At 65.7% G+C, this 23,825-nt stretch carries 18 protein-coding genes; 9 read left to right on the top strand and 9 right to left on the bottom strand.

Annotated features, from left to right (window positions below; genetic code table 11):
- Nucleotides 1-107: 107 nt before the first annotated feature.
- From IB235_RS02180 to IB235_RS02165, 4 genes are all read right to left on the bottom strand, one after another.
- The gene (locus tag IB235_RS02180; RefSeq protein WP_192335272.1) at nt 108-767 is read right to left on the bottom strand and encodes a YjbF family lipoprotein; all 660 of its coding nucleotides are present in this window, start codon (nt 765-767) and stop codon (nt 108-110) included.
- The gene (locus IB235_RS02175; RefSeq protein WP_192335270.1) at nt 764-2,983 is read right to left on the bottom strand and encodes a YjbH domain-containing protein; all 2,220 of its coding nucleotides are present in this window, start codon (nt 2,981-2,983) and stop codon (nt 764-766) included. The genes IB235_RS02180 and IB235_RS02175 overlap by 4 nt, the downstream gene beginning before the upstream one ends.
- Before the next feature lie 93 nt (nt 2,984-3,076).
- A complete protein-coding gene (locus IB235_RS02170) occupies nt 3,077-3,931 on the bottom strand; it encodes a hypothetical protein (RefSeq protein ID WP_192335268.1) in 855 nt (284 codons plus the stop codon).
- Between the two features lie 131 nt (nt 3,932-4,062).
- Nucleotides 4,063-5,445, bottom strand: coding sequence for an L-serine ammonia-lyase (locus tag IB235_RS02165; RefSeq protein ID WP_192335265.1), 1,383 nt, complete (start codon nt 5,443-5,445; stop codon nt 4,063-4,065).
- 229 nt (nt 5,446-5,674) lie between these two features.
- Between IB235_RS02165 and dusB the strand changes: the two genes are divergently transcribed.
- From dusB to hflX, 9 genes are all read left to right on the top strand, one after another.
- Complete coding sequence (gene dusB / locus IB235_RS02160; RefSeq protein ID WP_192335262.1) at nt 5,675-6,700, top strand: tRNA dihydrouridine synthase DusB; 1,026 nt, start codon at nt 5,675-5,677, stop codon at nt 6,698-6,700.
- Nucleotides 6,697-7,845, top strand: a complete 1,149-nt coding sequence (locus tag IB235_RS02155) for a nitrogen regulation protein NR(II) (protein ID WP_155037964.1) — start codon at nt 6,697-6,699, stop codon at nt 7,843-7,845. Before dusB ends, IB235_RS02155 begins: the two co-directional genes overlap by 4 nt.
- An 8-nt stretch (nt 7,846-7,853) precedes the next feature.
- A complete protein-coding gene (locus tag IB235_RS02150; RefSeq protein ID WP_192335259.1) occupies nt 7,854-9,326 on the top strand; it encodes a response regulator in 1,473 nt (490 codons plus the stop codon).
- Nucleotides 9,327-9,464: 138 nt separating this feature from the next.
- Complete coding sequence (locus IB235_RS02145; RefSeq protein ID WP_225612020.1) at nt 9,465-11,669, top strand: PAS domain-containing sensor histidine kinase; 2,205 nt, start codon at nt 9,465-9,467, stop codon at nt 11,667-11,669.
- Complete coding sequence (locus IB235_RS02140; protein ID WP_155037961.1) at nt 11,666-13,054, top strand: sigma-54 dependent transcriptional regulator; 1,389 nt, start codon at nt 11,666-11,668, stop codon at nt 13,052-13,054. Before IB235_RS02145 ends, IB235_RS02140 begins: the two co-directional genes overlap by 4 nt.
- 274 nt (nt 13,055-13,328) lie before the next feature.
- On the top strand, nt 13,329-14,705 hold the full coding sequence (gene trkA / locus IB235_RS02135; protein ID WP_155037960.1) for a Trk system potassium transporter TrkA: 1,377 nt from the start codon (nt 13,329-13,331) through the stop codon (nt 14,703-14,705).
- 9 nt (nt 14,706-14,714) lie between these two features.
- Nucleotides 14,715-16,340 (top strand): TrkH family potassium uptake protein, encoded by a 1,626-nt coding sequence (locus IB235_RS02130; protein ID WP_192335256.1) that lies wholly within the window; start codon nt 14,715-14,717, stop codon nt 16,338-16,340.
- 111 nt (nt 16,341-16,451) lie between these two features.
- Nucleotides 16,452-16,685: an RNA chaperone Hfq gene (gene hfq / locus IB235_RS02125; protein ID WP_017999735.1), complete on the top strand. Its 234-nt coding sequence runs from the start codon at nt 16,452-16,454 to the stop codon at nt 16,683-16,685.
- Nucleotides 16,686-17,993: a GTPase HflX gene (gene hflX / locus IB235_RS02120; RefSeq protein WP_192335253.1), complete on the top strand. Its 1,308-nt coding sequence runs from the start codon at nt 16,686-16,688 to the stop codon at nt 17,991-17,993.
- A gap of 95 nt (nt 17,994-18,088) precedes the next feature.
- On the opposite strand, the gene IB235_RS02115 is transcribed toward hflX, so the two are convergent.
- From IB235_RS02115 to IB235_RS02095, 5 genes are all read right to left on the bottom strand, one after another.
- Nucleotides 18,089-19,009, bottom strand: a complete 921-nt coding sequence (locus IB235_RS02115) for a carbohydrate kinase (protein WP_192335251.1) — start codon at nt 19,007-19,009, stop codon at nt 18,089-18,091.
- Nucleotides 19,010-19,044: 35 nt separating this feature from the next.
- Complete coding sequence (locus IB235_RS02110) at nt 19,045-20,322, bottom strand: zinc ribbon domain-containing protein (RefSeq protein WP_192335248.1); 1,278 nt, start codon at nt 20,320-20,322, stop codon at nt 19,045-19,047.
- Between the two features lie 10 nt (nt 20,323-20,332).
- Entirely contained in the window at nt 20,333-21,460 is a 1,128-nt protein-coding gene (locus IB235_RS02105; protein WP_192335245.1) for an SPFH domain-containing protein, read from the bottom strand.
- 102 nt (nt 21,461-21,562) lie between these two features.
- Nucleotides 21,563-22,615 carry a DUF2927 domain-containing protein gene (locus IB235_RS02100; RefSeq protein WP_370576802.1) on the bottom strand — a complete coding sequence of 351 codons (1,053 nt, stop codon included), beginning with the start codon at nt 22,613-22,615 and terminating at the stop codon, nt 21,563-21,565.
- A 2-nt stretch (nt 22,616-22,617) separates the two neighbouring features.
- Complete coding sequence (locus IB235_RS02095; protein WP_192335243.1) at nt 22,618-23,805, bottom strand: toxic anion resistance protein; 1,188 nt, start codon at nt 23,803-23,805, stop codon at nt 22,618-22,620.
- Between the last annotated feature and the right edge of the window lie 20 nt (nt 23,806-23,825).

Raw genomic sequence — 23,825 nt, 5'->3', positions numbered from 1 at the left:
GTTTCTTCGTTTTATAAATACCCCGCCACGCGATTCAGCCGCGCATTCACCGGCCAATAAAAAAGCCCGCGTCGCCGCGGGCCTTTCTTTTTCCGATTTGCAAAGCCTCAGGGGCGCAATTCCTGAATAGTCGCATAGCCCAGATCCGGCCCGATCCACTGGCGCGAAACGGTGACCCGTCCGCCCTGCGAGATGTAGCTGTTCTGGATCTCCAGCGGGCCGTTCTTGCAGTCCTCGATCATCACACCGGGTTTCGGTCCCGGCCCGATGCTGCATTCCAGCTTCAGCGGCCGCTCCAGCCCGTCTCCGGTCCAGTAGCGCATGGTCCGGTTGGCCTGCCCGCTGCGCCCCGAGCGGATCAGCGCCGAGGATTGCGCCATCTCGGCGACCGACAGGTCGTGGCCAAGGCCACGTGTGCCCGCCAGCATGCCGTCGCGCAGGATCAGGGCCTGCTCGTTCTCGGTCATGTAGGTGCGCTGGCCTGCATTCTCGCCGGTCATGGCCAGAACCTGGGTGGTGCCTGCACGTTCCAGCCCGACCATGATCAGCGGCCCCTTGTTGACGCGTAGCGCCGTGGCGGCCATCTGGCCGGGATCGGCCTTGGCGACGACCTCGGCTTCGGCGCGACCCCGCTGGGCCACGCTCTGCCGCGCTGCTTCGGCCAGCAGACCGGGGATCGAGCCCTCCTCGCTGTCGACATTGCCGCAGGCGCCGAGCATGGCGATCAGGGCGCCTCCCAGCATGAAGCGCATCTTCGTCCCGGTCATCGCCAGAACCTCCCCCAACCTTGATAGAGTTTGCCGGCCTGGCTGTCGCGGACCTTGTCGTAAAGCCGCTCTTCGACGCGCAGTTTGCTGCCGCCATCGCGCGAGAGCGAGCGGATGTCGCCGCCGACGCGACGCAGCGAGGGTTCGCCCGTGCCCCAGCCCAGCGGGATCGAGATGCTGACGCCCTTGTCGAACGAGCCTTCGCCGAATTCCTCGTCGCTCAGGTCGGTCTTGCTGGCCCAGGCGCCGACGCGCCACCCATTGGCGAACTCACGCTCGACGGTGATCGTCGCGCCCTTGTCGCCGGCCAGGTACTGGCCCACGTCCAACTGCCCGCGAATGCCATAGCCGAAGGTGTAATAGGCCGACAGGTGGCCGGTAGTGACCTCGTAGTCGCGGAAGCCGAAGACATCGCGGAAGTCACGCTTCTTGACGCGGTTCAGTTCGGCCCCGATCGCCAGGTTCGAATTGGTCGGCCACCACAGCACCTCGGTCGAGACGCCGCCATAGGCGCGTTCGATCAGGCCGGTGGTCACACGGGTATAGACCGTCTCGGTGGGCTTGGCATACCAGCTCAGGGTCAGGCGCGGGATGGTCGGGCTGGAATTTCCCGCATACATCCGGCTGTCCGAGCGGACGCGCGGCACACCGTTTTCGTCGTAATCGGTGTCCATGTCTTCGTATTCTTCGACCGTCAGGTTGCCGGGGGCTTCCTGCTTGGTCGTGCCCAGCACGCGCTGGCGGACCGTGCCGGCCAGAACAAGGCCCGGAACGAATTCATATTCCGCCACGGCCTCGGCGCCGACCTCATAGCGGAAGGGCTCGTCCGGGTCGAAGATCGAGGTCGACAGATAGGGTTTCAGCGCCCAACGGAAGCGCGGGAACAGCCCGTCGGTATAGGTCAGGTCGCCCGGACGCGGATCGGCGTCCGAGATCACCGCGACATTGGCGATCTGGCTGGCCTCGCTGTTTTCCAGACGCTCGACATCGGCGCGGCGCAGCGTGACCGAGCTGGTCGGCAGCCCGTCCTCGGAGGTGGTGATGACCAGCGTTTCGACCGAAGGCGGCAGTGCACGCGTCATCAGGCGCGCGGTGCGGCCGATGGCTTGCGAACCCTGCATGTAGCGGCGGTTGCGGATGCGGACCTCGGCGCGGTTGGCCGAAAGCGACATCGATTCCAGCGTCTGGCCTTCTTTGTCCAGCGCATCGCTCAGCACTTTCTGGATCGCGGGCTGCGCCGTCGGGTCGGCGGACCATGCGCCCGACCAGCCATCCGGATCGGCCGAGGGGGCGGCGCGCGGACGCACCGGCGCCGGGGCCTTTTCGATCCCCGAAGGATAGGGGGCCTGGCTGGAATTCATCGCGACCGAGAATTGCAGCCCGACATGATTCCCGCCCAGCAGGTAGCCGGTGACCTGATAGTTCTCGCCCAGCTGATAGCTGGCGCTGAGGTTGATGTTGTTCTTCAGCTCATCCTTGTCGCTCAGCCAGACACCGCGCGGGCATTCCTCGGCGATGCCGGTCTCGCAGGCATAGATGTCGTTGGAATATTCCGCGGTCAAAGCCAGCTTTTCGTTGGCCTGCCAGGTGGCGCTGATGAAGGGCGCGACCTCGCCCTTGAACCACTGATCGACATTGGGCTTGCCGCCCTCTTCGGTATCGGGGCCGGGGCGGTCGCCGAAGGGGCTGCCAAGGCCGCCATCCTGCGCCAGACGCCCCCAGCCCAGACCGGCGCTGACGCGCAGGCGCGGGTTGATCGTCTTGGTCGCGACCAGATATTCGGCGCTGTAGAAACCCGTGCCCATGAAGTCCTGCAGGCCGACCGCCATCGCGGGCATCCAGCCGTTCGGGTCTTCGTCAAGGAACTGGAAGCGCAGGTCGAAGCTGCGGTCCCAGATATGGTCGCGCGTTTCCGAGTTGCCGTTGGGTCGCGAGTCAAAACGCGCGTAACGCAGGGCCACGGTCAGGCGCGGCAGGATCTGGAAGACCAGCGCGTTCTTGCGCGACAGGTCGGAATAGTTCAGCGTCGCGCCCAGCGTCGCGTCGGGCAGCATCTCGGCGGAGGGGGTGTCGATGGCACCGGGAATGCCGTAGCCGTTGATATTGGTGCCGATCATCGGATCGGCCAGGCCGGGGTTCGCCCCCAGTCCTAGAAGAAGCGCCACCGGAACGGTCGAGGCCAGCAGGCGGCGTGTCAGGGTCGAATGGGCGCGCATCGGCGGGTCCTTCTCACATGTCATCCCGCTTGGCCCAAGGCGGCGGGTCGGCAAGGCCCGCACGATGCGACATCGTACGGGCCGGAGGCTGACTTACTGGCTTGCCGCCGGAGGCGTCGGCGGCAGGATCAGCTGGGGCGCAGGAACGCCAGTGGTGCTGCCGGACGCGGGCGCGGCTGGCTCAGTGGCAGGCGCCGGGGTCGTCGCTGCCGGTTCGGGCGTCGCGGCGGGCGTCACTGCCGGGGCCGGGGTCGCGGCCGGTGCAGGCGTCGTCGTGGCCGGGGTCGGCGTGGTGGTGGTCGCCGGGGTCGTCTCGGTCACGGCGGGGGTCGCGGGCGTCGTCACGGCCGGGGTGGCGGCTGCCGGGGTCACGGCAGGCTCAGCCGGTTTCGCGGCGGGCTTGGGCTTCGCGGTCGATTTCGGCTTAGGCTTCGCGGCGGAGGCGGTCACCTGCGCCTTGGGCATGGTGTCGGTCGCGGTGGCGCAGCCGGTCATGCGCTGGGTGCCGACGCGCAGCTTGGCGGTAAAGGGCGTGCTGCCTTCGCCGGTCTTGCACTCGGCGGCCTGAATGTTCAGCGCGAAGACCGAACCGTTCATCGTGCCGATGAATTCGACGCCACGGTTGTAGGACATGCGGCGCACGCTCACGGCGGTCGATTTCGCGCCGGGGCGTTCATAGACGGCGCGCTCGCCCGCGGCGGTCACCGTCCAACCCGAACCCGAGGCGCGGAACATCTTGGTCGCCATCGTGCTCGACTCGGCGGTGGCGCGGGGCGTGCCCTCGGCTCCGACTTCGATCGGCGAGTCGATCGGTGACACCGCAGGCGGGGCTGCGGGGGTCGGCGCGGTGGGTTCTGCGGGGGGCGTCTTGTCCTGGAAAGGCAGCTCGCCACATGCGGTCACGGCCACCGTCATCGCCAGTACGGCAAAAGCCGAACGGAATTTCATCTGCTCTGTCCCGGTTCCTTGGAGTTTTGCTTTGCATAATCGCTACAGGAACCCCCCGCTTTCGGCAAGCGTCCAGCGCCGGACCGGGCCTTCACGACCCGGTCTCAGCGAAGTTTTGCGCGCTTTTTGCCTCAGCAGTTCGGGACGTTGACGGCCAGACCGCCCAAAGAGGTCTCCTTGTACTTCTCGCTCATGTCCTGCCCGGTCTGGCGCATGGTCTCGATCGCGGCGTCGAGCGGCACGAAATGCTTGCCGTCGCCACGAAGAGCAAGGCTGGCCGCCGAGACCGCCTTGATCGCGCCCAGACCGTTTCGTTCGATGCAGGGCACCTGCACCAGCCCGCGCACCGGATCGCAGGTCATGCCCAGATGATGCTCCAGCGCGATTTCGGCGGCGTTCTCGACCTGCTCGGGGCTGCCCCCCAGCACCGCGCACAGGCCCGCCGCCGCCATGGCGCTGGCCGAGCCGACCTCGGCCTGACAACCGCATTCCGCCCCCGAGATCGAGGCATTGTGCTTGATCAGCCCGCCGATCGCGGATGCGGTCAGCATGAACTCGTCCAGTTGCCGTTCCGAGGCGCCTGGCACATGGTCCAGCCAATAGCGGATCACTGCCGGGACGACGCCCGCCGCGCCATTCGTCGGCGCGGTGACGACTTGCCCACCGGCGGCGTTTTCCTCATTCACGGCCATGGCATAGATCGACATCCAGTCGTTGATGACATGGGGCGCCTTCATGTTCAGCCCGGCCTCAGCCTTCAGCGCGTCATGGATCGCGCTGGCGCGGCGGCGGATCGACAGCCCGCCGGGCAGGGTGCCGCCGGTGGCAAGGCCGCGATCCATACAGTCGCGCATTACCTGCCAGATCCGGGCAATTCCGGCTGAAATCTGGGCATCGCTGCGGTGGGTGCGTTCATTCTCGCGCTTGAGGGTGGCGATGGATTTGCCTGATTTTTCGGCCATATCCAGCATCTCGGCGGCGGTGGCAAAGGGCCATGGCACGCGCGGCGCATCGTCGCTGCGGGTATCGTCGCCTTTCGCGGCCAATTCGGCCTCGGTCAGGACAAATCCGCCACCGATCGAGTAATAAACCTCGCGAGAGATCACGTCGCCCTGCGCGTCCGTGGCCATCAGCACCATGCCATTGGCATGACCCGGCAAAGCGCGGTCGAAATCGAAGATCAGGTCGCGTTCGGGATCAAAGGCCAGATCGCCCAGCCCGGCGGGCGAGAGCACGCGGGTTTCGCGGTTCAGGGCCAGCGCGGCTTCGGCGGCTTCGGCATCCAGCGTTTCGGGAAGAAATCCCGCCAGTCCAAGGATGGTGGCGCGATCGGTCGCATGGCCCTTGCCGGTAAAGGCCAGACTGCCATGCAGGCTGGCGCGCAGGCCATGGGCGCGGAACGGCTGGGCGCGCAGCGCTTCAAGGAAGCGTCCGCCCGCGACCATCGGCCCCATGGTGTGCGACGAGGACGGGCCGACCCCGATCTTGAAGATGTCGAAGACCGACAGGAACATGCGTGATACCCTTGTTACTGGATCTCACACTTAAACCCGGCAGGGGCATCGTTCCAGTGGCGCTGCGACCAAGCTTGGGGAGGAGTGCGACATTTGACGAAACCGCCTCTGCCCTATATTCGGTCATCAAGCCTGTTTCTTGAGCAAACTTCGCGTGGCGTGAACCGCCCGCCGAAAAGGCAACCGCCCCATTCTTTCGCATCTGCGCGCCCCGTCATACGAGTTTCCCATGAGTCTGCCCGAACCCATCATCCTTGGCGATACGCGACTTGGCCCGCCGGTCTTTCTGGCGCCGATGGCCGGGATCACCGATCTGCCCTTCCGTCGCGCCGTCGCGCGCCATGGCGGGGCCGGGCTGATGGTCAGCGAGATGGTCGCCTCGACCGAGATGGTGACGCCGCGTCCCTCGACCCGGATGGCGGTGCGCGCCAAGGCCATGACCGAGGGCACCTTGCCGGTTTCCGTCCAGATTGCCGGGCGCGAGGCGGGGGCGATGGCCGAAACCGCCCGGATCGTTGCGGGCATGGGCGCGCGGATCATCGACATCAACATGGGTTGCCCGGCCAAGAAGGTGACGGGCGGTCTGTCCGGCGCCGCCCTGATGCGCGATCTGGATCATGCGCTGGAACTGGTCGAGGCGGTGGTGGGCGCGGTCCCCGACCTGCCGGTGACGCTGAAGATGCGGCTGGGTTGGGACGAGGATTGCATCAACGCCCCTGAACTTGCCGCCCGCGCCAGCGCGGCGGGCGTCCGCATGCTGACGGTGCATGGCCGCACCCGCGCGCAATTCTATACCGGCCACGCCGATTGGAGCCGCATTCGCAAGGTCGCGAACCTTTCCGACCGTCCGCCGCTGGTCGCCAATGGCGATGTGGTGGACGCGGCCAGCGCCCGTGCCGCGCTGGAGCAGTCCGGCGCGGATGCGGTCATGGTCGGGCGCGGGGCGCAGGGCGCGCCGTGGAAGCTGGCGCAGATCGCGCATGAGCTATGGGGCACGCCCGCGCCGGTAATCCCGCAGGGCGCGGCGCTGGCCGATGCGATCAGCGAACATTACCTCGACATCCTGTCGCTTTACGGCGCCGAACTGGGACTGCGCGTCGCCCGCAAGCATCTGGGCTGGTATGCCGAGGCCAATGGCGCGGAAAACCGTGCCGAACTTCTGCGCGCCCCCACGCCCGAGGCGGCGCTGGCCGCGATCCGCGCGGGCTTTGCCGGGGCCGAGCAGACCGATCTTCCTTCGGAGTATCCTTCATGAAATCCCGCGCCCCGGTCGTGCCCGACGATGAGCCGATCCCCGGCTTCATCCCTGCCGATGTCGGTCCGAACTGGTCGGCGCTGCCGATGCCCGCCGTGATCGTCGATGCGCAAGGCCGGATCGCCGCGCTGAACGATCTGGCAGAGTCCTTTCTGAACGTCTCGCGTCGTTCGGCGCTGGGGCATCACCTTGAAGGCCCGGACATGCTCAAGCGGCTGCGGATCGTGCCGCCGATGTCCGACATCCTCGACAAGATGCGCGAGGGGCATGACGCGCTGAACCGCTCCTCGGTGCGGTTCGAGATCGGCGACCGGCTGGGTGGCCATGTCGAACGCATTGCCACCATCTATGCCGGTCCCGTGCCCAGCCCGGCGGGCGGCGTGGTCTTCATGATGGCGCCCAGCGAAAGCTCGACCCGGCTGGGGCAGGGGCGGGCGGTGCGCTCGGCCGCGCGCTCGGCCATCGGCATGTCCGAGATGCTGGCGCATGAGATCAAGAACCCGCTGGCCGGCATTCGTGGTGCGGCGCAGCTGATCGGGATGAACCTTGCCCCCGAGGATCGCGATCTGGCCGACCTGATCGTGGCGGAATCGCGCCGCATCGTCGAATTGCTGGATCAGGTGGAACGCTTTGGCGACACCTCGGCCCCGAAACTGACCGAGGTCAACATTCATGACGTGCTGGAGCGGGTGCGCCGCTCGGCCGCCGTGGGCTTTGGCAAGGGACTGCGGATCGTGCCGGATTACGACCCGTCGCTGCCACCCGCGCTGGCCGATAACGACCAGCTGGTGCAGGTATGCCTGAATCTGGTCAAGAACGCCGCCGAGGCGATCAAGCGGACCGGGCGCGAGACCGGGACCATTCGCATGCGCAGTTCGTATGACGGCACCTTGCGCATGGCCCCGACCGAGGCCGAGCCGCATGGCCGCAGCCTGCCCCTGCAGATCGAGATCGAAGATGACGGCCCCGGCATTCCGGAAGCCATCGCCGATCAGGTGTTTGAGCCCTTCGTCTCGGGGCGCGAGAACGGCACCGGCCTTGGGCTGGCGCTGGTTTCCAAGATCATTACCGACCACGGCGCATGGATCGCAGTCGAATCCCGCCCCGGCCGCACGATTTTCCGCATTTCACTTCCCAAAGCCTGAGGTAATCCATGGACGGAACCGTTCTGATCGCAGATGACGACCGCACCATCCGCACCGTTTTGACCCAGGCGTTGACCCGAGCCGGTTGCCGCGTCCATGCCACCGGCTCGCTGGCGCAGCTGCTGCGCTGGGTCGAGGAAGGCCGGGGCGATCTGGTCATCACCGATGTGATGATGCCCGACGGCAATGGCATCGACATGATCCCCGCGATCCGCAAGGCGCGGCCCGACCTGCCGGTGATCGTGATCTCGGCCCAGAACACCATCGTGACCGCGATCCGCGCGACCGAGGCGGCGGCCTTTGACTACCTGCCCAAGCCCTTCGATCTGCCCGACCTGATGGTGCGGGCCGGGCAGGCGCTGTCGCGCCGCGCCCGCAAGTCGGAACCGGCCCCGGTCGGCATCCCCTCGCCGGAAAACACCACCGACCCGACCTTGCCGCTGATCGGTCATGCGCCCGCGATGCAGAACCTGTTCCGCATGGTCGCGCGCGTGCTGAATGCCGATCTGCCGGTGATGATCGCGGGCGAGGCGGGCGTCGGCAAGACCGTGATCGCACGGTCCTTCCACGACCTGTCCGACCGCCGCGAAGCCGGGTTGGCGGTGCTGACCTCGGCCGATCTGTCCGAGGAAGCCATCCACCGCGCCGCCGAGCGCGCCAATGGCGGCACCCTGCTGATCGAGGATCCTTCGGGCTTTGGCTCCGCCGCGCAGGCCCGGTTGATCGGGCTGATCGAGGCTTGGGAGGTCGGCCCCGGCCGCAACCAGATGCCGCGGCTGGTCTCTACCACCGGGGCCGATCCGCAATCCGACGTCGCGGGCGGACGGCTGCGGGCAGACCTGTATTACCGGCTGGCCGGGGTGACGATCACCGTGCCGCCGCTGCGGTCGCGCGTCGACGACATCCCGCCGCTGGCCCGTCACCTGCTGGCCCGCGCCGCGGCACAGGGCTTGCCGCAGCGCAGCCTGTCCGAAGGGGCGACGGCGCTGATCCGTTCCTATCCTTTCCCCGGCAACGTGCGCGAGTTGGAAAACCTGATGCGCCGTCTGGCCCTGACCGCCGCCGGGGCCGAGATCGCCGAGGCCGAGGCCCGTGCCGCCCTGTCCGAATCAGTGACCTTGGGCGCGACTGCGGCCACGACTGCGGCAGCGCCGCCACGCCCTGTCGCGGTGCCCAATGCCACCGCGCCAAGCGCCGCCCCGGTCACGGCCATGGCTGAGCCGGCGAATGCGCGCCTGTCGCAATCGGTGGAAATGCACCTGCAGCGTTATTTCGATCTGCATGGCGACCAGCTGCCTCCGCCCGGCCTATATGACCGGATTCTCCGGGAAATTGAAAAGCCCTTGCTGGAAATCGCGCTGGACGCGACAGGCGGCAATCAGCTGAGATGTGCCGATCTGCTTGGCATCAATCGCAATACCCTGCGCAAGAAGCTGACTGACCTGAATATCGAGGTGACACGACGCCGCAAGCTGATGTAAAACGGCCACAGATGGCCGTACGAGAGTCTCGCAGCGGCCACAGGAACGCCACGGAACAGTGGCGAAACCATGAGGGCGGGCGAGTTGGCGGGAACGCTGTCCAGGGGTACATGGGAACGCGTCGTGCGTTTGCGGCGGATGCGTCGCGTTCGAAACGTGGCAACGCTGGGTCTGGCGGTCTTGGGGCCGCTTCTGGCCGGGTTGACCTTTGTCGTCATGGGGCCATTGGCCGGGGTCGAGTCGGGTAGCACCCTGCTGCGGCTGGTGCTGCTGGCCGACCTGATCTACCTGATTGTCCTGATCGGCATGGTCGTTGCCCGCATGACCGCGATTGTCGCGGCGCGGCGGCGGTCGGCGGTGGGATCGCGTCTGCATCTCCGGCTGGTCGGCGTCTTTGCCACCATCGCCCTTGTGCCAACGGTTCTGGTCGCGCTGTTTGCTGGTCTGACGGTCAATATCGGGCTTGAGGGCTGGTTCTCGAACCGGGTGCAGCAGGTGGTGACCAGTTCACTGTCGGCTGCCGAAGCCTATCAGGAAGAACACCGCCGCGATCTGACCAGCGACGCCAAGCTGCTGGCCGGGGCGCTGGTGCAGGCGGCACGCCAGAACCCGATGCTGGACGATGGCGAATTGCGGCTGCTGCTGGGGCAGGGGCAGGCGCTGATCCAGCGCGGGCTGCGCGAGGCCTATGTCATCGACGGGCGCGGCACCATCCGCGCGCGGGGCGAGCGCAGCTATCAGTTCTGGTATGAGCAGCCCTCGCAGACGCAGTTCGACCAGGCGCAAAGTCAGGGGCTGGTGCTGATCCAGGACTGGCAGAATGACGAATTCCGTGCGCTGGTGCCGCTGGTGCCCTTGGCCGACCGCTACCTGTATGTGACCCGCGATGTCGATGGCAAGCTGCTGGGCCTGCTGGACGATACCCGCCAAAGCGTCGGCGAATATCAGCGGCTGGAACAGGAACGCGGCCGGGTGCTGCTGGAATTTTCGCTGCTTTATCTGGGTTTTGCGCTGTTGCTGGTCGCGGCAGCGATGTGGCTGGGCCTGTGGTTCGCCGATCGCCTTTCTCGGCCGATCGGGCGACTGGCCGAGGCTTCCGAACAGGTCGGCAAGGGCAATCTGGACCTGCAGATCCCCGAGGCCGACACCGGCGACGAAATCCAGACCCTGGGCGAAAGCTTCAACCGGATGACCCGGCAGCTGAAGACCCAGCGCGAAGAGCTGGTGGAAAGCTACCGTCTTGCCGACGACCAGCGCCGGTTGTTCGATTCTGTGCTGTCCTCGGTCACGGCGGGCGTGATCGGGCTGGATGCGGCCGGAGAGATCGACTTCTTCAACCGTTCCGCCACCCGGCTTCTGGGGCTGGACCCGAACTTGGCGCATGACCGCTTGCTATGGGACGCCGTACCGGAGTTTGCGCAGCTTTTCGACCGGCTGGGCCAGTCGGTCAATGAATCGGTGCAGGACGAGATCCGCCTGAACCGCGAGGGCCGCGTCGAAAGCCTGTTGGTGCGCATGGCGATCCGGCGCGGTGCGGCGGGCGGGCTGGAAGGTTACGTGGTCGCGCTGGATGACGTGACCGATCTGGTCTCGGCACAGCGGATGGCGGCATGGGGCGATGTCGCCCGCCGCGTCGCGCATGAGATCAAGAACCCGCTGACCCCGATCCAGCTGTCGGCCGAGCGTCTGAAACGCAAGTTCGGCCCCATTGCCGGCGACGAACGCGAGGCGCTCGAGCAATATACCGAAGTCATCATCCGCCAGACCAACGACCTGCGCCGGATCGTGGACGAATTCTCGCGCTTCGCCCGCATGCCCGAACCCGACCGCAAAGAAACCGATATCGCAAGGCTGCTGCGCGACAGCGAGTTGATGCAGCGCGATGCGTTGCAGGGCGCGCTGGTCTCGGACATCCCGGATGAGCCGGTGATCGTCGATGCCGATGCGGGCATGATGCGGCAGGTCTTTACCAATCTGCTGAAAAACGCGGGCGAGGCGCTGGATGAACTGCGCTCCGCCCCGCCCGAAGGCTGGACCCCGGAAGTGCGGGTCGAGCTGAAAACCGCGCCGGATGCGGTGACGATCCGGATCATCGACAACGGCCCCGGTCTGCCCGAGGACCGTTCCAGACTGTTCGAACCCTACGTGACCATGAAACAGGGCGGCACCGGGCTGGGCCTGCCCATCGTCAAAAAAATCGTCGAGGAACACGGCGGACAACTGACCCTGACCGACGCGCCGGGACAGCGCGGCGCGATGGCCCAGATCCGCCTGCCTCGCGAAAGACAGCCCGTGCGCCTGACGGCGCGGCGCCAGAAACTAGAGCAGGACCACGTGAAATGACCGACATCCTCATCGTTGACGACGAAAAAGACATTCGCGAATTGATCTCGGACATCCTGCGGGATGAGGGTTACTCGACACGACTGGCCGCCAATTCCGACCAGGCCGTGGCCGAGATCAATGTCGCCGAACCTGCGCTGATGATCCTCGATATCTGGCTGAAGGACAGCAAGATGGACGGGATCGACATCCTCAAGCAGGTCAAGCGCAACAATCCTGACGTGCCCGTGGTGATCATCTCGGGGCATGGCAATATCGAGATCGCGGTCGCCGCGATTAAACAGGGGGCCTACGATTTCATCGAAAAGCCCTTCAACATCGACCAGCTTCTGGTGGTGATCCGGCGCGCGATGGAAACCTCGCGCCTGCGCCGCGAGAACTCGACCCTGCGCCGCGGCGAGGCCCGCGCCGCCGAGATGCTGGGCAATTCGGCGGCGTTCCGACGCTTGCGCGAACAGCTGGACAAGGTCTCGAAGTCGAACGGCCGGGTGATGCTGACGGGCGAACCGGGTGCGGGCAAGGAAATGTCCGCGCGCTACATCCACGCCCATAGCCCGCGCGGCCGTTCTCCCTTCATCGCGGTGCCCTGCGCCACGATCGAGCCCGACCGCATGGAGGAAGTCCTGTTCGGGCGCGAAACCAGCGAACGCGGCATCGAGACCGGGCTTCTGGAACAGGCCCATGGCGGGGTGATCTATTTCGACGAGGTCGCCGATATGCCCTTGGGCACGCAGACCAAGATCCTGCGCGTCCTGACCGAACAGCAGTTCCAGCGCGCAGGCGGCACCGACAAGGTGCGCGTGGATCTGCGGGTGATCTCTTCGACCAATCGCGATCTGGCGGTCGAGATCGCCACCGGTCGCTTCCGGCAGGAGCTTTACGACCGCCTGAACGTCGTGCCGGTTGCCATCCCCTCGCTGGCAGAACGTCGCGACGATATCCACCATCTGGCCAGCTATTTCATCGAGCAGTTCCACGCGACCCAGGGCCTGCCCCAACGCGGGCTGCCCGAGGAAACCGTGGCCGCCCTGCAATCGATGTCCTGGCCCGGTAATATCCGGCAATTGCGCAACGTGATCGAACGTGTCCTGATCCTTGGCGATGGCACCGGACCGATCCAGCCCTCGGAACTGGAAAGCCAGGGCGCGATGGATGGTTCGGGCGAGGCCTTGGCGCTTGGCCCCCAGATCACCAGCCTGGCGCTGCGCGAGGCGCGCGAGCTGTTCGAGCGCGAATACCTGCTGGCGCAGATCAACCGCTTCGGCGGCAATATCAGCCGCACCGCGCAATTCGTCGGCATGGAGCGCTCGGCCCTGCATCGCAAATTGAAGTCGCTGGGTGTCGTCGGCGGCGTCCGGGTCGAGGAAGAGCTGATGGGCAAGTAACGCCCGAATTGCCATGCTGCGCGGGTGGCACGCGCAGCATGGGTATTTGTGAAACGAAGAGTTCGCAGGCTCGCGCCCGAATTTCACCGGTTCGGGATCGGCGGCGACGCGCCCAGTGGCTTTCTTCGTTTCTTAAATACCCATCGCGACATGGCGGGCAGGCGTGGCGCTGCGGCACGGGTCGCGGGATTTGCGACGGGTGTTTTTTGCTGTATCCGCAAGGGGACCGGCGGGGTAGGATCGCCGGTGCGGCGTAAACATCCATGAGGCGGCGATGAAAATAATCATTTGCGGGGCAGGGCAGGTCGGCTGGCATATCGCGCGCCACCTTGCCGGCGAACGCAATGATGTCACCATCATCGACACCAATGCCGAGTTGATCCGCCGTGCCACCGACGCGCTGGATGTGCAGGGCGTCACCGGCTTTGCCAGCCATCCCGATGTGCTGGACCGGGCCGGGGCGCGGGATGCCGACCTGATCATCGCCGCGACCTATTCGGATGAGGTGAACATGGTCACCTGCCAAGTCGCGCATTCGGTCTTTCAGGTGCCACGCAAGATCGCGCGGTTGCGGTCCAGTGCCTATCTGGATGCGATCTATTCCGATCTTTACCGCACCGATCACCTGCCGATCGACGTGGTGATCAGCCCCGAGCGCGAGGTGGCGCGCGCCGCCTTGCAGCGTCTGTCCGCACCCTCGACCTTCGATGCCGAGACCTTCCTGAACGGGCGGCTGCATCTGCTGGGGATCTCGCTCGACCCCGACAGCCCGGTGCTGAACACGCCTTTGCGCCAGTTGACCGAGATGTTTTCCAGTCTCAGCGCCATCGTTGCGGGCGTGCGGCGGGGCGGCAAGCTGTTTGCGCCCGAACCAGGCGATCAGCTGTTCGAGGGCGACCAGATCTATGTCTTTACCCTTAGTCAGGACGTCCCGCGCACGCTGGAAATCTTTGGCAAGCCCTCGGCCCGGCAGGAAAGCGTCGTCATCATCGGTGCGGGCAATGTCGGGCTGGCTGTGGCGCAGGCGCTTGAGGCCAGTCCCGAGCGTGTCCGCGTCAAGGTGATCGAGCGTGACCGCGCCCGCGCCGAGGATGCGGCCGATGCCCTGAACCGGACCATCGTGCTGAATGGCGACGGGCTGGCGGCGGAACTGCTGGAGGAGGCGGCCGTGCCGCGCGCCGATGCGGTTTTGGCCGTCACCGATGACGATAAGACCAATATCCTTGCCGCCGTCCGCGCCAAGCAGGCGGGGGCGAAGCTGGCGATATCTCTGGTGAATGATCCGACGCTGATGTCGATGATGGACACGCTGGATATCGACGCCTTCATCAACCCGCGCGCCAGCACGGTGTCGACGATCCTGCGCCATATCCGTCATGGTCGGGTGCGCGACATCTATTCGATCGGCGATGCCGAGGCCGAGGTGATCGAGGCGCAGGTGCTGTCGACCTCGCCCATGGCCGGACGTCCGATCCGGGACATCGAGTTTCCCGAAGGCGCGCTTCTGGGCGCGGTGCTGAAGGGCGACAAGGTGGTCAAGCCCACCGGCGATCTGCGCATCGAAGAGGGCAATATCATCATCATCTTTGCCCTTGCCAAGGACGTCCCCGAGGTCGAGCGCCTGTTGCAGGTCTCGATCGACTTCTTCTGAGGCCGCGTGATGGGTTTTCTGGTCCGCCTGCCACTTCTGGTGATCCTGGCGGGGATCGTGTCGCTGGCGATGTTGTTGCCCGGCGGCTATGCCCATGTGCTGAACCAGCACGATCTGGGTTCGGCTTTCATGAGCAGCGGCGCGGTGTTTCTGGTCCTGTCGGCGCTGCTGGGCATTGCCACGGCGGGCGATCCGCAACGCTCGCGACCGCGCAGCGTGCTGCTGACCATGCTGGGGGCGCTGACGCTGCTCCCCGCAATGATGGCGGTGCCGTTCCTGCTGGGCCTGCCCGATACCGGCTTCTTCAACGCCTGGTGGGAGATGATTTCCTGCCTGACCACCACCGGCGCGACCCTTTATGCGGCCGAGTTGTTGCCCGCGCCGCTGCATCTGTGGCGTTCGCTGGTCGGCTGGATGGGCGGGCTGTTCATGCTGGTCGCCGCCGTGGCCTTGCTGGCGCCGCTGCGGGTCGGGGGCTTCGAGATCCTCGCCTCGCCCTATGGCCGCAGCGAGCGGTTCGAACGGTTGCCGCGTTCCGACAAGCAGGGCGGGGCGGTCATGCCTTATATGACCGAATCCAGCCTGCGGAGGGGAATGGCTGATCCGGCCAGCCGGGCGATGCGCGCCTTTCGCGAGGCATTTCCGGTTTATGCCGGGCTGACGCTGGCGATGTGGACGCTGTTGCTGATCCTGGGCGAAAGCGGCTTTCTGGCACTGACGCGGGCGATGGGAACGCTGTCGACCAGCGGTATCAGCCCGATCAATGGCCCGGCGGCGCAATCCAGTGGCGTGGCGGGGGAAATGGTCATTTTCCTGTTCCTGATCCCGGCATTGTCGCGGCGTTTCTGGCCGGGTGGCGGCGAGTTGAAGACCTCGGACAGTTGGCTGGGCGATCCCGAATTGCGGCTGGCGGCGGGGGTGGTGCTGCTGGTCGCGGCCATGCTGTTCCTGCGCCATTTCATCGGGGCGATCGGGGTGTCGCCGACGGGCGCGCGGGGTTTGTTTGATACGCTCGACAGCGCGGTTTCGGCCGCTTGGGGCGGGATTTTCAACGGGCTGAGCTACCTGACGACGACGGGCTGGAACTCGGTCGAATGGCAGGGTGCGCGGAACTGGTCGGGGATCAGCTCTCCGGGGCTGATGCTGGCGGGGCTGGCGGTGATGGGCGGGGGCGTTGCCACCACGGCTGGCGGCGTCAAGCTGCTGCGGGTCTATGCGCTGGCCCGCCATAGCGAACGCGAGCTGGAAAAGATCGTCCACCCGGCTTCGGTGGGTGGGGGTGGGTTGATGGCGCGGCGGCTGCGGCGCGAAGGGGCCTATCTGGCCTTCATCTTCTTCATGCTGTTCGCCTGTTCGCTGGCGGCGATCGTGCTGCTGATTTCGCTGCAGCAGATCGAGTTCGACAGCGCGATCATGCTGTCGGTGGCCTCGTTGACGAATACCGGCCCGCTGGCCGGGGTGATTCCGCTGACGCCGACTTTTCAGGGCTCGGCCGGGATCGCCGGGGCACCGTGGGAGGGCTGGGCCGGGCTGCCCGGCATGACCAAGGCAGTGCTTGCCGGGGCGATGATTCTGGGCCGGATCGAGACGCTGGCATTGCTGGCATTGCTTTCGCCGGAATACTGGCGAAAATAGCTTGCATGGCGTTCATGCAACGCCACGGGGCAGATGGTCCAAGCTGTGCTTGCATGCCCCGCAAGCCTCGCCTAATTCTTGAAAAACATCGATAAGAACAAGGTGCATGGAATGGCCGGCGACAAACAGAATCTCCAGGACGCGTTTCTGAACCATGTCCGCAAGGGCAAGGTGCCGGTCACGATCTTCCTTATCAACGGCGTCAAACTGCAGGGTGTGATCACCTGGTTCGACAATTTCTGCGTGCTGCTGCGCCGCGACGGCCAGTCGCAGCTGGTTTACAAGCATGCGATCTCGACCATCATGCCGGGTCAGCCGATCAGCCTTTACGATGGTGAGGACTGATTGGCAGATCCGACCGAGACCCGCGAACGCCCCACACGAGCCTATGTGATCCACCCGGATCTGGGGAATTCGCGGACGCGCCGCTCGCCCGAGTTGGCGCTTGAAGAAGCCGTGGCACTTGCCCATGCGCTGCCTGCCATCGACATGGCCGGGGCCGAGGTTGCGAAACTGCGCAACCCCGACGCCGGCATGCTGTTTTCGAAAGGAAAGCGGCAGGAGATTGGCGAACACATCAAGGCCGCGGCCGAGGGTGAGGGAGCCGAGCTGGTGCTGATCGACGGGCCGGTGACGCCGGTCCAGCAGCGCAATCTGGAAAAGGAATGGGGCGTCAAGATCCTCGACCGGACCGGCCTGATCCTTGAGATCTTTGCCGACCGGGCGCATACGCGCGAGGGCGTGTTGCAGGTGGAACTGGCGGCGCTGGCTTATCAGCGGACGCGGTTGGTTCGCGCCTGGACCCACCTTGAGCGTCAGCGGGGTGGGTTGGGTTTTGTCGGCGGTCCGGGTGAAACCCAGATCGAGGCCGACCGCCGGGCCATTGATGAGCAGGTGATCCGCCTGCGTCGTCAGCTTGAGCGTGTGGTCAAGACCCGCGAATTGCACCGCAAGGCGCGCGCCAAGGTGCCCTATCCGATCGTCGCGCTGGTGGGATACACCAACGCCGGGAAATCCACGCTGTTCAATCGTCTGACCGGGGCCGAGGTTCTGGCCAAGGACCAGCTTTTCGCGACGCTGGACCCGACCATGCGGCAAATGTCGCTGCCGGGCGGTCGCAAGGTGATCCTCTCGGATACGGTGGGGTTCATCAGCGACCTGCCGCATGAACTGGTCGCAGCCTTCCGCGCCACGCTGGAGGAAGTGCTGGCCGCCGACCTGATCCTGCATGTCCGCGACATCAGCCATCCCGAAACCACCGAGCAGGCGGGCGACGTGGCCGATATCCTTGGCAGCCTTGGCGTCGAGGAGGACGTGGCGCAGATCGAGGTCTGGAACAAGATCGACGCCCTGCCCACCGAGACCCGCGAGGCCTTGCAGCGTGCCGATTCCCGCACCGAAGGCGCGCAGGCGATCAGCGCGCTGACCGGCGAGGGGCTGGACGAATTGCTGGCCCTGGTCGAGGGCAAGCTGGCCGAGACATTGGACGAGCCGCGCGAGCTGGTCACGCTGCAACTGGCCCATTCGGATGGGCGGCGGCGAGCATGGCTGCATCGTCAGGGCATCGTGCAATCCGAGGATATCGGTGAGGATGGCGTGGCTGTGAGCGTCAGCTGGACCGCACGGCAGAAGGCGCAGTTCGAGGCGCTTTGACCTGCGGCGCTGGTGCTGTTGTGTCGCCGTTGCTGGGGTATTTGAAAAACGAAGAAAAATGGGGTCGCGCCGGATGGGCGCGGCCCCTGTTCGTTTCAGGCCGGGAGTGCGGCCAGTTCATGCGCCCAGGGCGGGTTTGCTCCGGGGCGCGACACGGTGATCGCGGCAGCGCGGGTGCCATTGTTCAGGGCGCTGAGCAGGGTCTGGGGCGAAAGATTGGCCAGCCCCTCGCGGCTAAGCGCGCCATCGGACTGAAGCGAGGCGAGGACGCCTGCGTTGAACGTATCGCCCGCACCGATCGTATCCGCGACCTCGACGCGGGTGGCGGGGGCGCTGACCGGCTCGCCCGCCCAATAGGCGCGGGCGCCTGCGGCTCCGCCGGTTTGCAGGACCAGCGTGACGCCGCGGGCCAGAAGATTGCTCGCGGCCTGTTCAAAGCTGACGCCCGGCATCAGCCATTCGAGGTCATCGGCCGAAAGTTTGACGATATCGGCCATGCCGATCAGCCGGTCCAGACGGGCGCGGTAGCTGTCAGCATCCGCGATGAAGAAGGGACGGATATTGGGGTCGAGCATCACCGGGACGCGGTTTTTCAGCCGGATGGCCAGTTCCTCGACAGCGGCACCGCAGGGATCGGGGACAAGGCTGATGCCGCCGATGAACAGCGCCGAAACCTCATCGGGGATTTGCGGCAGGTCAGCCGGGGCAAGCATCCGCCCCGCCGAGCCCTCGTCATAGAAGGAATAGCGCGCCTCTCCGCCGATCAGGGTGACGAAGGCCAAGGTGGTCAGCCGGTCGGAACGGGGGCAAAGCGTGGTGTCGACCGCGGCATCGGCCAGCGGGCGCAACAGCAGTTCGCCGAACGGATCGCGCGAAATCGGCCACAGATAGGCGGTGGGGGCACCGATCCGGCCCAGGGCGATTGCGGTATTATAGACCGCGCCGCCTGGCAGGGGGCGGAAGCCCGCGCCCTCGGGGACCATGTCGATCAGCGATTCGCCTGCACACAGGATCATACCTGTCCTCCCATTCCATGCCGCGTTTCATGCGGTCATGGAGGGTGATAGCGGTAACTGGTGCCGCTGTTAAGATCGACCTGATAGCTTGATCCGCCGATCTGCACATAACCGCCCTGCTCGTTCAGCCAAAGCAGGCCCATCAGCAGGGCCAGGGCCAAAAGCACGGCGAAGGCGATCTTCCAGACCGAATAGGGCCGCTCGCCCTGCACCCGTCCCGACTGGCCGTTGACGACGAAGCGGTAGCTTTTGCCGTTATAGCGATAGGCTGCGGTCCAGATCGGCAGCAGGATATGCTTGAAGGTCTCATCGGCATGGGCGGTGCGGATCTGTGCGACCTGCTGCTCATTGCCGCCGATGGCGCGGCGCACATCCATGACGATCACGCCCGCCATTTCCTGCCGCGCGATCTCATGCCCCGAGGCGAGGGGGATGGTGTAGCCCTCGGCGGTGAAACCCGCGAGATATTCGGGCTGGTAGGTTTGCAGATGCGACAGATCCCAAGGGGTCAAAGCATCGGTGATGCGGCGCGGCAGCGAACTGGCCGCCAGCACCAGCACATCGTTGAAGTTGCGCGCGACCTGGCCCGAGACCGGCGTCCAGCGGGTCCGGCGGACCTGACGCGCGACCTGCTGCCTGCGGCCGTTGATCTCCTCGGTGACCCAGACGGTTTCGTAATACCAATCGCCGCGTGCGCCGGAATAGGCCGAGCGGGTGTCCGCGTCGAAGGTCCAGAAGGGGGAATAGACCCCGGTCATCCGGCGCCCGCGTCGGGCATAGGCGGTCAGCCCCGAGGGGGCGAACCAAAGGCCTTTCATCCAGCTTTCCAGCGCGGATTTGGCCTGATCCTCGGTAATGATAAAGGGCAGCACGCCTTGCGGTTTCAGCAGCCGCGTCGTGCCGGTATCGGTCACCACCGCCGTGGCGCAGAAGGGGCAGCTTGAGGCGTGGCTGTCGGAGGTGACCTCCAGCTTTGCGCCGCAATTCGGGCAGGACAGGGTGCGGACGGTCTGGGTCAGGTCGCTGTCGCGGTCGATGCGCAGCCCGTGTTCCAGCGGCAACTCCTGCAACTGGGGGGCCTTGTGGCTGGCATCCCATTGCAGGGCGCGGCCCGTGGCGGGGTCGCGCAGGATGATCTGATCGGCCTCGACGCCGCCGCGCACCTGACGGCTGGGCGCGCGGGCGGGGCCGGGGCCGATATCCTGTTCATGCCCGCAATAGGGGCAGGTCAGGCGCTGCTGGCCGGGCGAGAATTCAAGGCTCGCGCCGCAATTCTCGCAGGGATAGCGGTATTCTGACGGAGGGGTCGGCATTCAGGCGCGCTCAGCCGTCCTGCTTGGGCAGCGGCGGCGGTGGGGGCGGCGGCGAGACGGTGAAAAGCTGCGCGAGTTCCGCGACATCGTCGGCGGATTTCCAGCCGTCCTGTCCCGGCGTCCAGACCATGGTATCGCGGGTGAATTTCCCCTCGCGGACCAGCCGTCCCAGATGGGCGCGACCGTAAGGGCCGTCGGCCTGACCGTCCACGGCGATATGCCAAACGGTTTCGGGATGCAGCGGTGGCGGGGTCTGCGGAGCGGCTTGCTGCGGGGCACCCCAAGGGCCGCGACCGGCGCTGGCCATCGCCGCCCCCATGCCAGCACCCAGACCCGCGCCAAGCCCCGCGCCCATGCCGCCGGGCTGGTTCGAGGCGTTCAGCATTGCCTCGGACGCGGCATATTGGCCGAAGCGGTTCAGATCGCCCACGATTCCCATCGAGGTGCGCTTGTCGAGCATCTTTTCCACCTCATCGGGCAGGGAGATGTTCTCAATGTAGAACTCGGGGATTGTCAGGCCGTATTCGGCCACGGTCGGGCTGATCGCCTTGGCCACCAGCTTGCCGAACTGGTCGGTATTGGCCGCCATGTCGAGGACCGGGATGCCCGAGCCCGCGATCATCCGCGAGAATTCCTGCACGATGATATTGCGCAGCTGGAAGGTGATCTCGTCCTTGGTGAATTCGCCGTCCGTTCCTACGATTTCCAGCATGAACTTGCCGGGATCGGTGACGCGCATGGAATAGGTGCCAAAGGCGCGCAGGCGCACCGTGCCGAATTCCGGGTCGCGCGCGATCACCGGGTTCTTGGTGCCCCATTTCAGGTCGTTGAAGCGGGTGGTGTTGACGTAATAGATTTCCGACTTGAACGGGCTGCGGAAGCCGTGGTCCCAGTGCTGCAGCCGGGTCAGGATCGGCAGGTTGTTGGTTTCCAGCATGTAAAGGCCGGGGCCGAAGACATCCGCCAATTGGCCTTCATGGATGAAGACTGCGGCCTGTCCTTCGCGCACGGTGAGTTTCGCGCCGTATTTGATCGCCTTGCCCACGGTCGGGAAGCGATAGACCATCGTGTCGCGCGTATCGTCGGTCCATTCGATGATGTCGATGAACTCGCCGCCGAAGATATCGAGGATACTCATTGACCAAGCCTTTCACGCTGCTGCGGTGAACCGGATGTCTGCCGGTCCGATAGTGCCTTGGCCCAAACTCGCGTCAAGGCCTTGCGGTTGCGCGGCAAGTTGTCACGTGCTGGTCGCCAACAGCTCGCGCGCGATTTCAAGGACGATGGGGCGGGCCTCGGCCTCGGCCATGCCGGGGCGCAGGCGGGGGTCGTAGAGGATCTTGAGCAGCAATTCGTCATGATGGGTCAGATAGGCGAATTCCTCATCATCGTTGAAAAGCGAGGGGCGGACCAAGCGGCTGTCATTGGCAAGGCCCAGCCCCTGGGCGACTTCCTCATGGATGCAGGAGCGGCGCAGGCGTGGCGGGGTTTCCGAGCGGATCAGCACCACCGCCTGATCATAGGTGGTCATGTCGCCGCGCGAATAGGCGAAGACCGTGCAGTAATTCTGCGGCGCAAGGTTCGACAACGCGGCCACGTCGCTGTCGGGGATGCCGGGCACCAGCGCGGCAAGACGGGGGCCGATGGCGCGGCGCTCATCCTCGTTCAGGATCAGGACGGTGACATTGCCGGTATCCGCGCCCAAGCTGACGCTGTGGCCGGTCGCGGCCTGCAGGCGCGCGGCGTAGCTTGAGATATCCGAGCGGTCGCGGGCGCGCTGGGCCGAAGACACCGAGTCGCCAAACTCGATACGCAGGCGCACCGGCTGCGCCCAGCGGCGCAGAGGGGCGGGCGTCGCGCGCGAAATCAGCCTTTCGCCGTCGCGGGTATATTCATCATACAGCGCGATCAGCACGAAATCGTCGGTCAGACGTTCCGGCGTCAACTGGATGTCCGAGCCGTCATCGGTGCGCAGCAATCCGCGCGACAGCAGCGTTTCCTCGACCCCCTTGAGGTAGTCGCGCATGTTGCGGCTGGCCGGACTGTCGGCGGCGACGCTGGCCGCGACATTGGTGGCGCGGGCCTTTTGGGCGCGCGCCTCTCGCAAGGCGGCTTGATCCGCCACCGGGCGGTCGGGGCGCCGCTTTGGGGCCTCGGCGCTGATGGGCGGTTCGGGCGGCGGCGCGGGTGGCGTCTCGACGCAGGAGGACAGGAATGCGACCGCCATGCAGGCCAGAGCGGTTCGCGATGCCAAGGAAGAGGTGATGAAATCCGTATTGGCCTGTCTTGTCACGATTACCCCGATGCGGTGCCGGTCTGTGGCTGGGTCGGGCGCTGCGTGGCACTGGCCGCGGCAAGCGTCCGGCGGAGTTCGCCTTCCATATGGGTCAGCTCTTCTTCGGCGGCGGCGCGGCGGGCCTTGCCTTCGTCGGCGATGCGCAGGCTGTCCTCGATGGTGGCGATCAGCTCGGCATTGGCGTCGCGGATGGATTCGATGTCAAAGACGCCGCGCTCGGTCTGGGTGCGGATTTCCTGATTGGCCTGACGCAGATTCTTGGCGTTGGCGGTCAGCAGGTCGTTGGTCAGGTCGTTGGCGTCCTTGACCGCTCGGGCGGCCTCGGCGCTGCGGCGGATGGTGACGGCCTGCGCCAGCTGGGTTTCCCACAGCGGCACGGTGTTCACCAGCGTCGAATTGATCTTGGTGATCAGCGACTTGTCGTTTTCCTGCACCAGCCGGATCGAGGGCAGGGACTGCATCGTCACCTGCCGGGTCAGCTTCAGGTCATGGACGCGGCGCTCCAGATCGTCGCGGGCCGAGCGCAGGTCGCGCAGTTCCTGTGCGGCCATGACCTTCTGTTCCTCGGGAGCGGCCTCGACCGCGGCTTCCTTGGCGGGAATGTCGGTCTTGTCGATCAGGGCCAGCTTTTCTTCGCCGGCAGCGATGTAAAGCGCCAGTTCGTCGTAGAAGTTCAGCGTGCGGTCATAAAGCACGTCGAGAGAGCGGATATCCTTGAGCAGTCGGTGCTGGTGGCTGTCCAGATCGGCGGTGATCTTGTCGATCTGGCCCTGCACTTCCTCATAATTGGCGACGAATTTGGCGAAGGGGGCGGCGCGGCCGGTCAGGCGCTCCCACCAGCTGCGCTCGCGGCGCACGTCAAGTTCGCTGACCGAGAAGCCGCGAATGGTCGTCACGATGTCGCGCAGGGATTCGCCGGCGGGGCCGATATCCTTGTTCTTCACATCGGCCAGCATCTCTTGGCTGATTTCCTGCAGTTCATTCTGGGCACGGGCCCCGAAATGCACGATCGAGCTGGTATCCTTCAGGTCGATTTCCGCGATGCGCTTGCGGATTTCCTCGGCCGTTGTGCCCTGTGCCTGGGCCAGAGCCGGGGGGGCGGGATGGGGATCGGGCAGCACCACCGAGGTCACGGTTCTGATTTCGTCCAATGCGGCTTCTGCGCTGGCCTTGGTCTGGGTCGTCATCCGTCGTCCTTTCGGTTTCT

It is taken from the genome of Paracoccus sp. PAR01 (assembly GCF_014851995.1).
GTDB lineage: Bacteria > Pseudomonadota > Alphaproteobacteria > Rhodobacterales > Rhodobacteraceae > Paracoccus > Paracoccus litorisediminis.
The sequence above is the reverse complement of the archived record's forward strand: the minus strand, read 5'-3'. Positions and strand labels throughout refer to the sequence as shown.

What these genes read in the sequence shown, in the direction of transcription:
- IB235_RS02180 (WP_192335272.1), bottom strand. Translation starts at nt 767, where the DNA reads ATGACCGGGACGAAGATGCGCTTCATGCTGGGAGGCGCCCTGATCGCC.
- IB235_RS02175 (WP_192335270.1), bottom strand. Translation starts at nt 2,983, where the DNA reads ATGCGCGCCCATTCGACCCTGACACGCCGCCTGCTGGCCTCGACCGTT.
- IB235_RS02170 (WP_192335268.1), bottom strand. Translation starts at nt 3,931, where the DNA reads ATGAAATTCCGTTCGGCTTTTGCCGTACTGGCGATGACGGTGGCCGTG.
- IB235_RS02165 (WP_192335265.1), bottom strand. Translation starts at nt 5,445, where the DNA reads ATGTTCCTGTCGGTCTTCGACATCTTCAAGATCGGGGTCGGCCCGTCC.
- dusB (WP_192335262.1), top strand. Translation starts at nt 5,675, where the DNA reads ATGAGTCTGCCCGAACCCATCATCCTTGGCGATACGCGACTTGGCCCG.
- IB235_RS02155 (WP_155037964.1), top strand. Translation starts at nt 6,697, where the DNA reads ATGAAATCCCGCGCCCCGGTCGTGCCCGACGATGAGCCGATCCCCGGC.
- IB235_RS02150 (WP_192335259.1), top strand. Translation starts at nt 7,854, where the DNA reads ATGGACGGAACCGTTCTGATCGCAGATGACGACCGCACCATCCGCACC.
- IB235_RS02145 (WP_225612020.1), top strand. Translation starts at nt 9,465, where the DNA reads ATGCGTCGCGTTCGAAACGTGGCAACGCTGGGTCTGGCGGTCTTGGGG.
- IB235_RS02140 (WP_155037961.1), top strand. Translation starts at nt 11,666, where the DNA reads ATGACCGACATCCTCATCGTTGACGACGAAAAAGACATTCGCGAATTG.
- trkA (WP_155037960.1), top strand. Translation starts at nt 13,329, where the DNA reads ATGAAAATAATCATTTGCGGGGCAGGGCAGGTCGGCTGGCATATCGCG.
- IB235_RS02130 (WP_192335256.1), top strand. Translation starts at nt 14,715, where the DNA reads ATGGGTTTTCTGGTCCGCCTGCCACTTCTGGTGATCCTGGCGGGGATC.
- hfq (WP_017999735.1), top strand. Translation starts at nt 16,452, where the DNA reads ATGGCCGGCGACAAACAGAATCTCCAGGACGCGTTTCTGAACCATGTC.
- IB235_RS02115 (WP_192335251.1), bottom strand. Translation starts at nt 19,009, where the DNA reads ATGATCCTGTGTGCAGGCGAATCGCTGATCGACATGGTCCCCGAGGGC.
- IB235_RS02110 (WP_192335248.1), bottom strand. Translation starts at nt 20,322, where the DNA reads ATGCCGACCCCTCCGTCAGAATACCGCTATCCCTGCGAGAATTGCGGC.
- IB235_RS02105 (WP_192335245.1), bottom strand. Translation starts at nt 21,460, where the DNA reads ATGAGTATCCTCGATATCTTCGGCGGCGAGTTCATCGACATCATCGAA.
- IB235_RS02095 (WP_192335243.1), bottom strand. Translation starts at nt 23,805, where the DNA reads ATGACGACCCAGACCAAGGCCAGCGCAGAAGCCGCATTGGACGAAATC.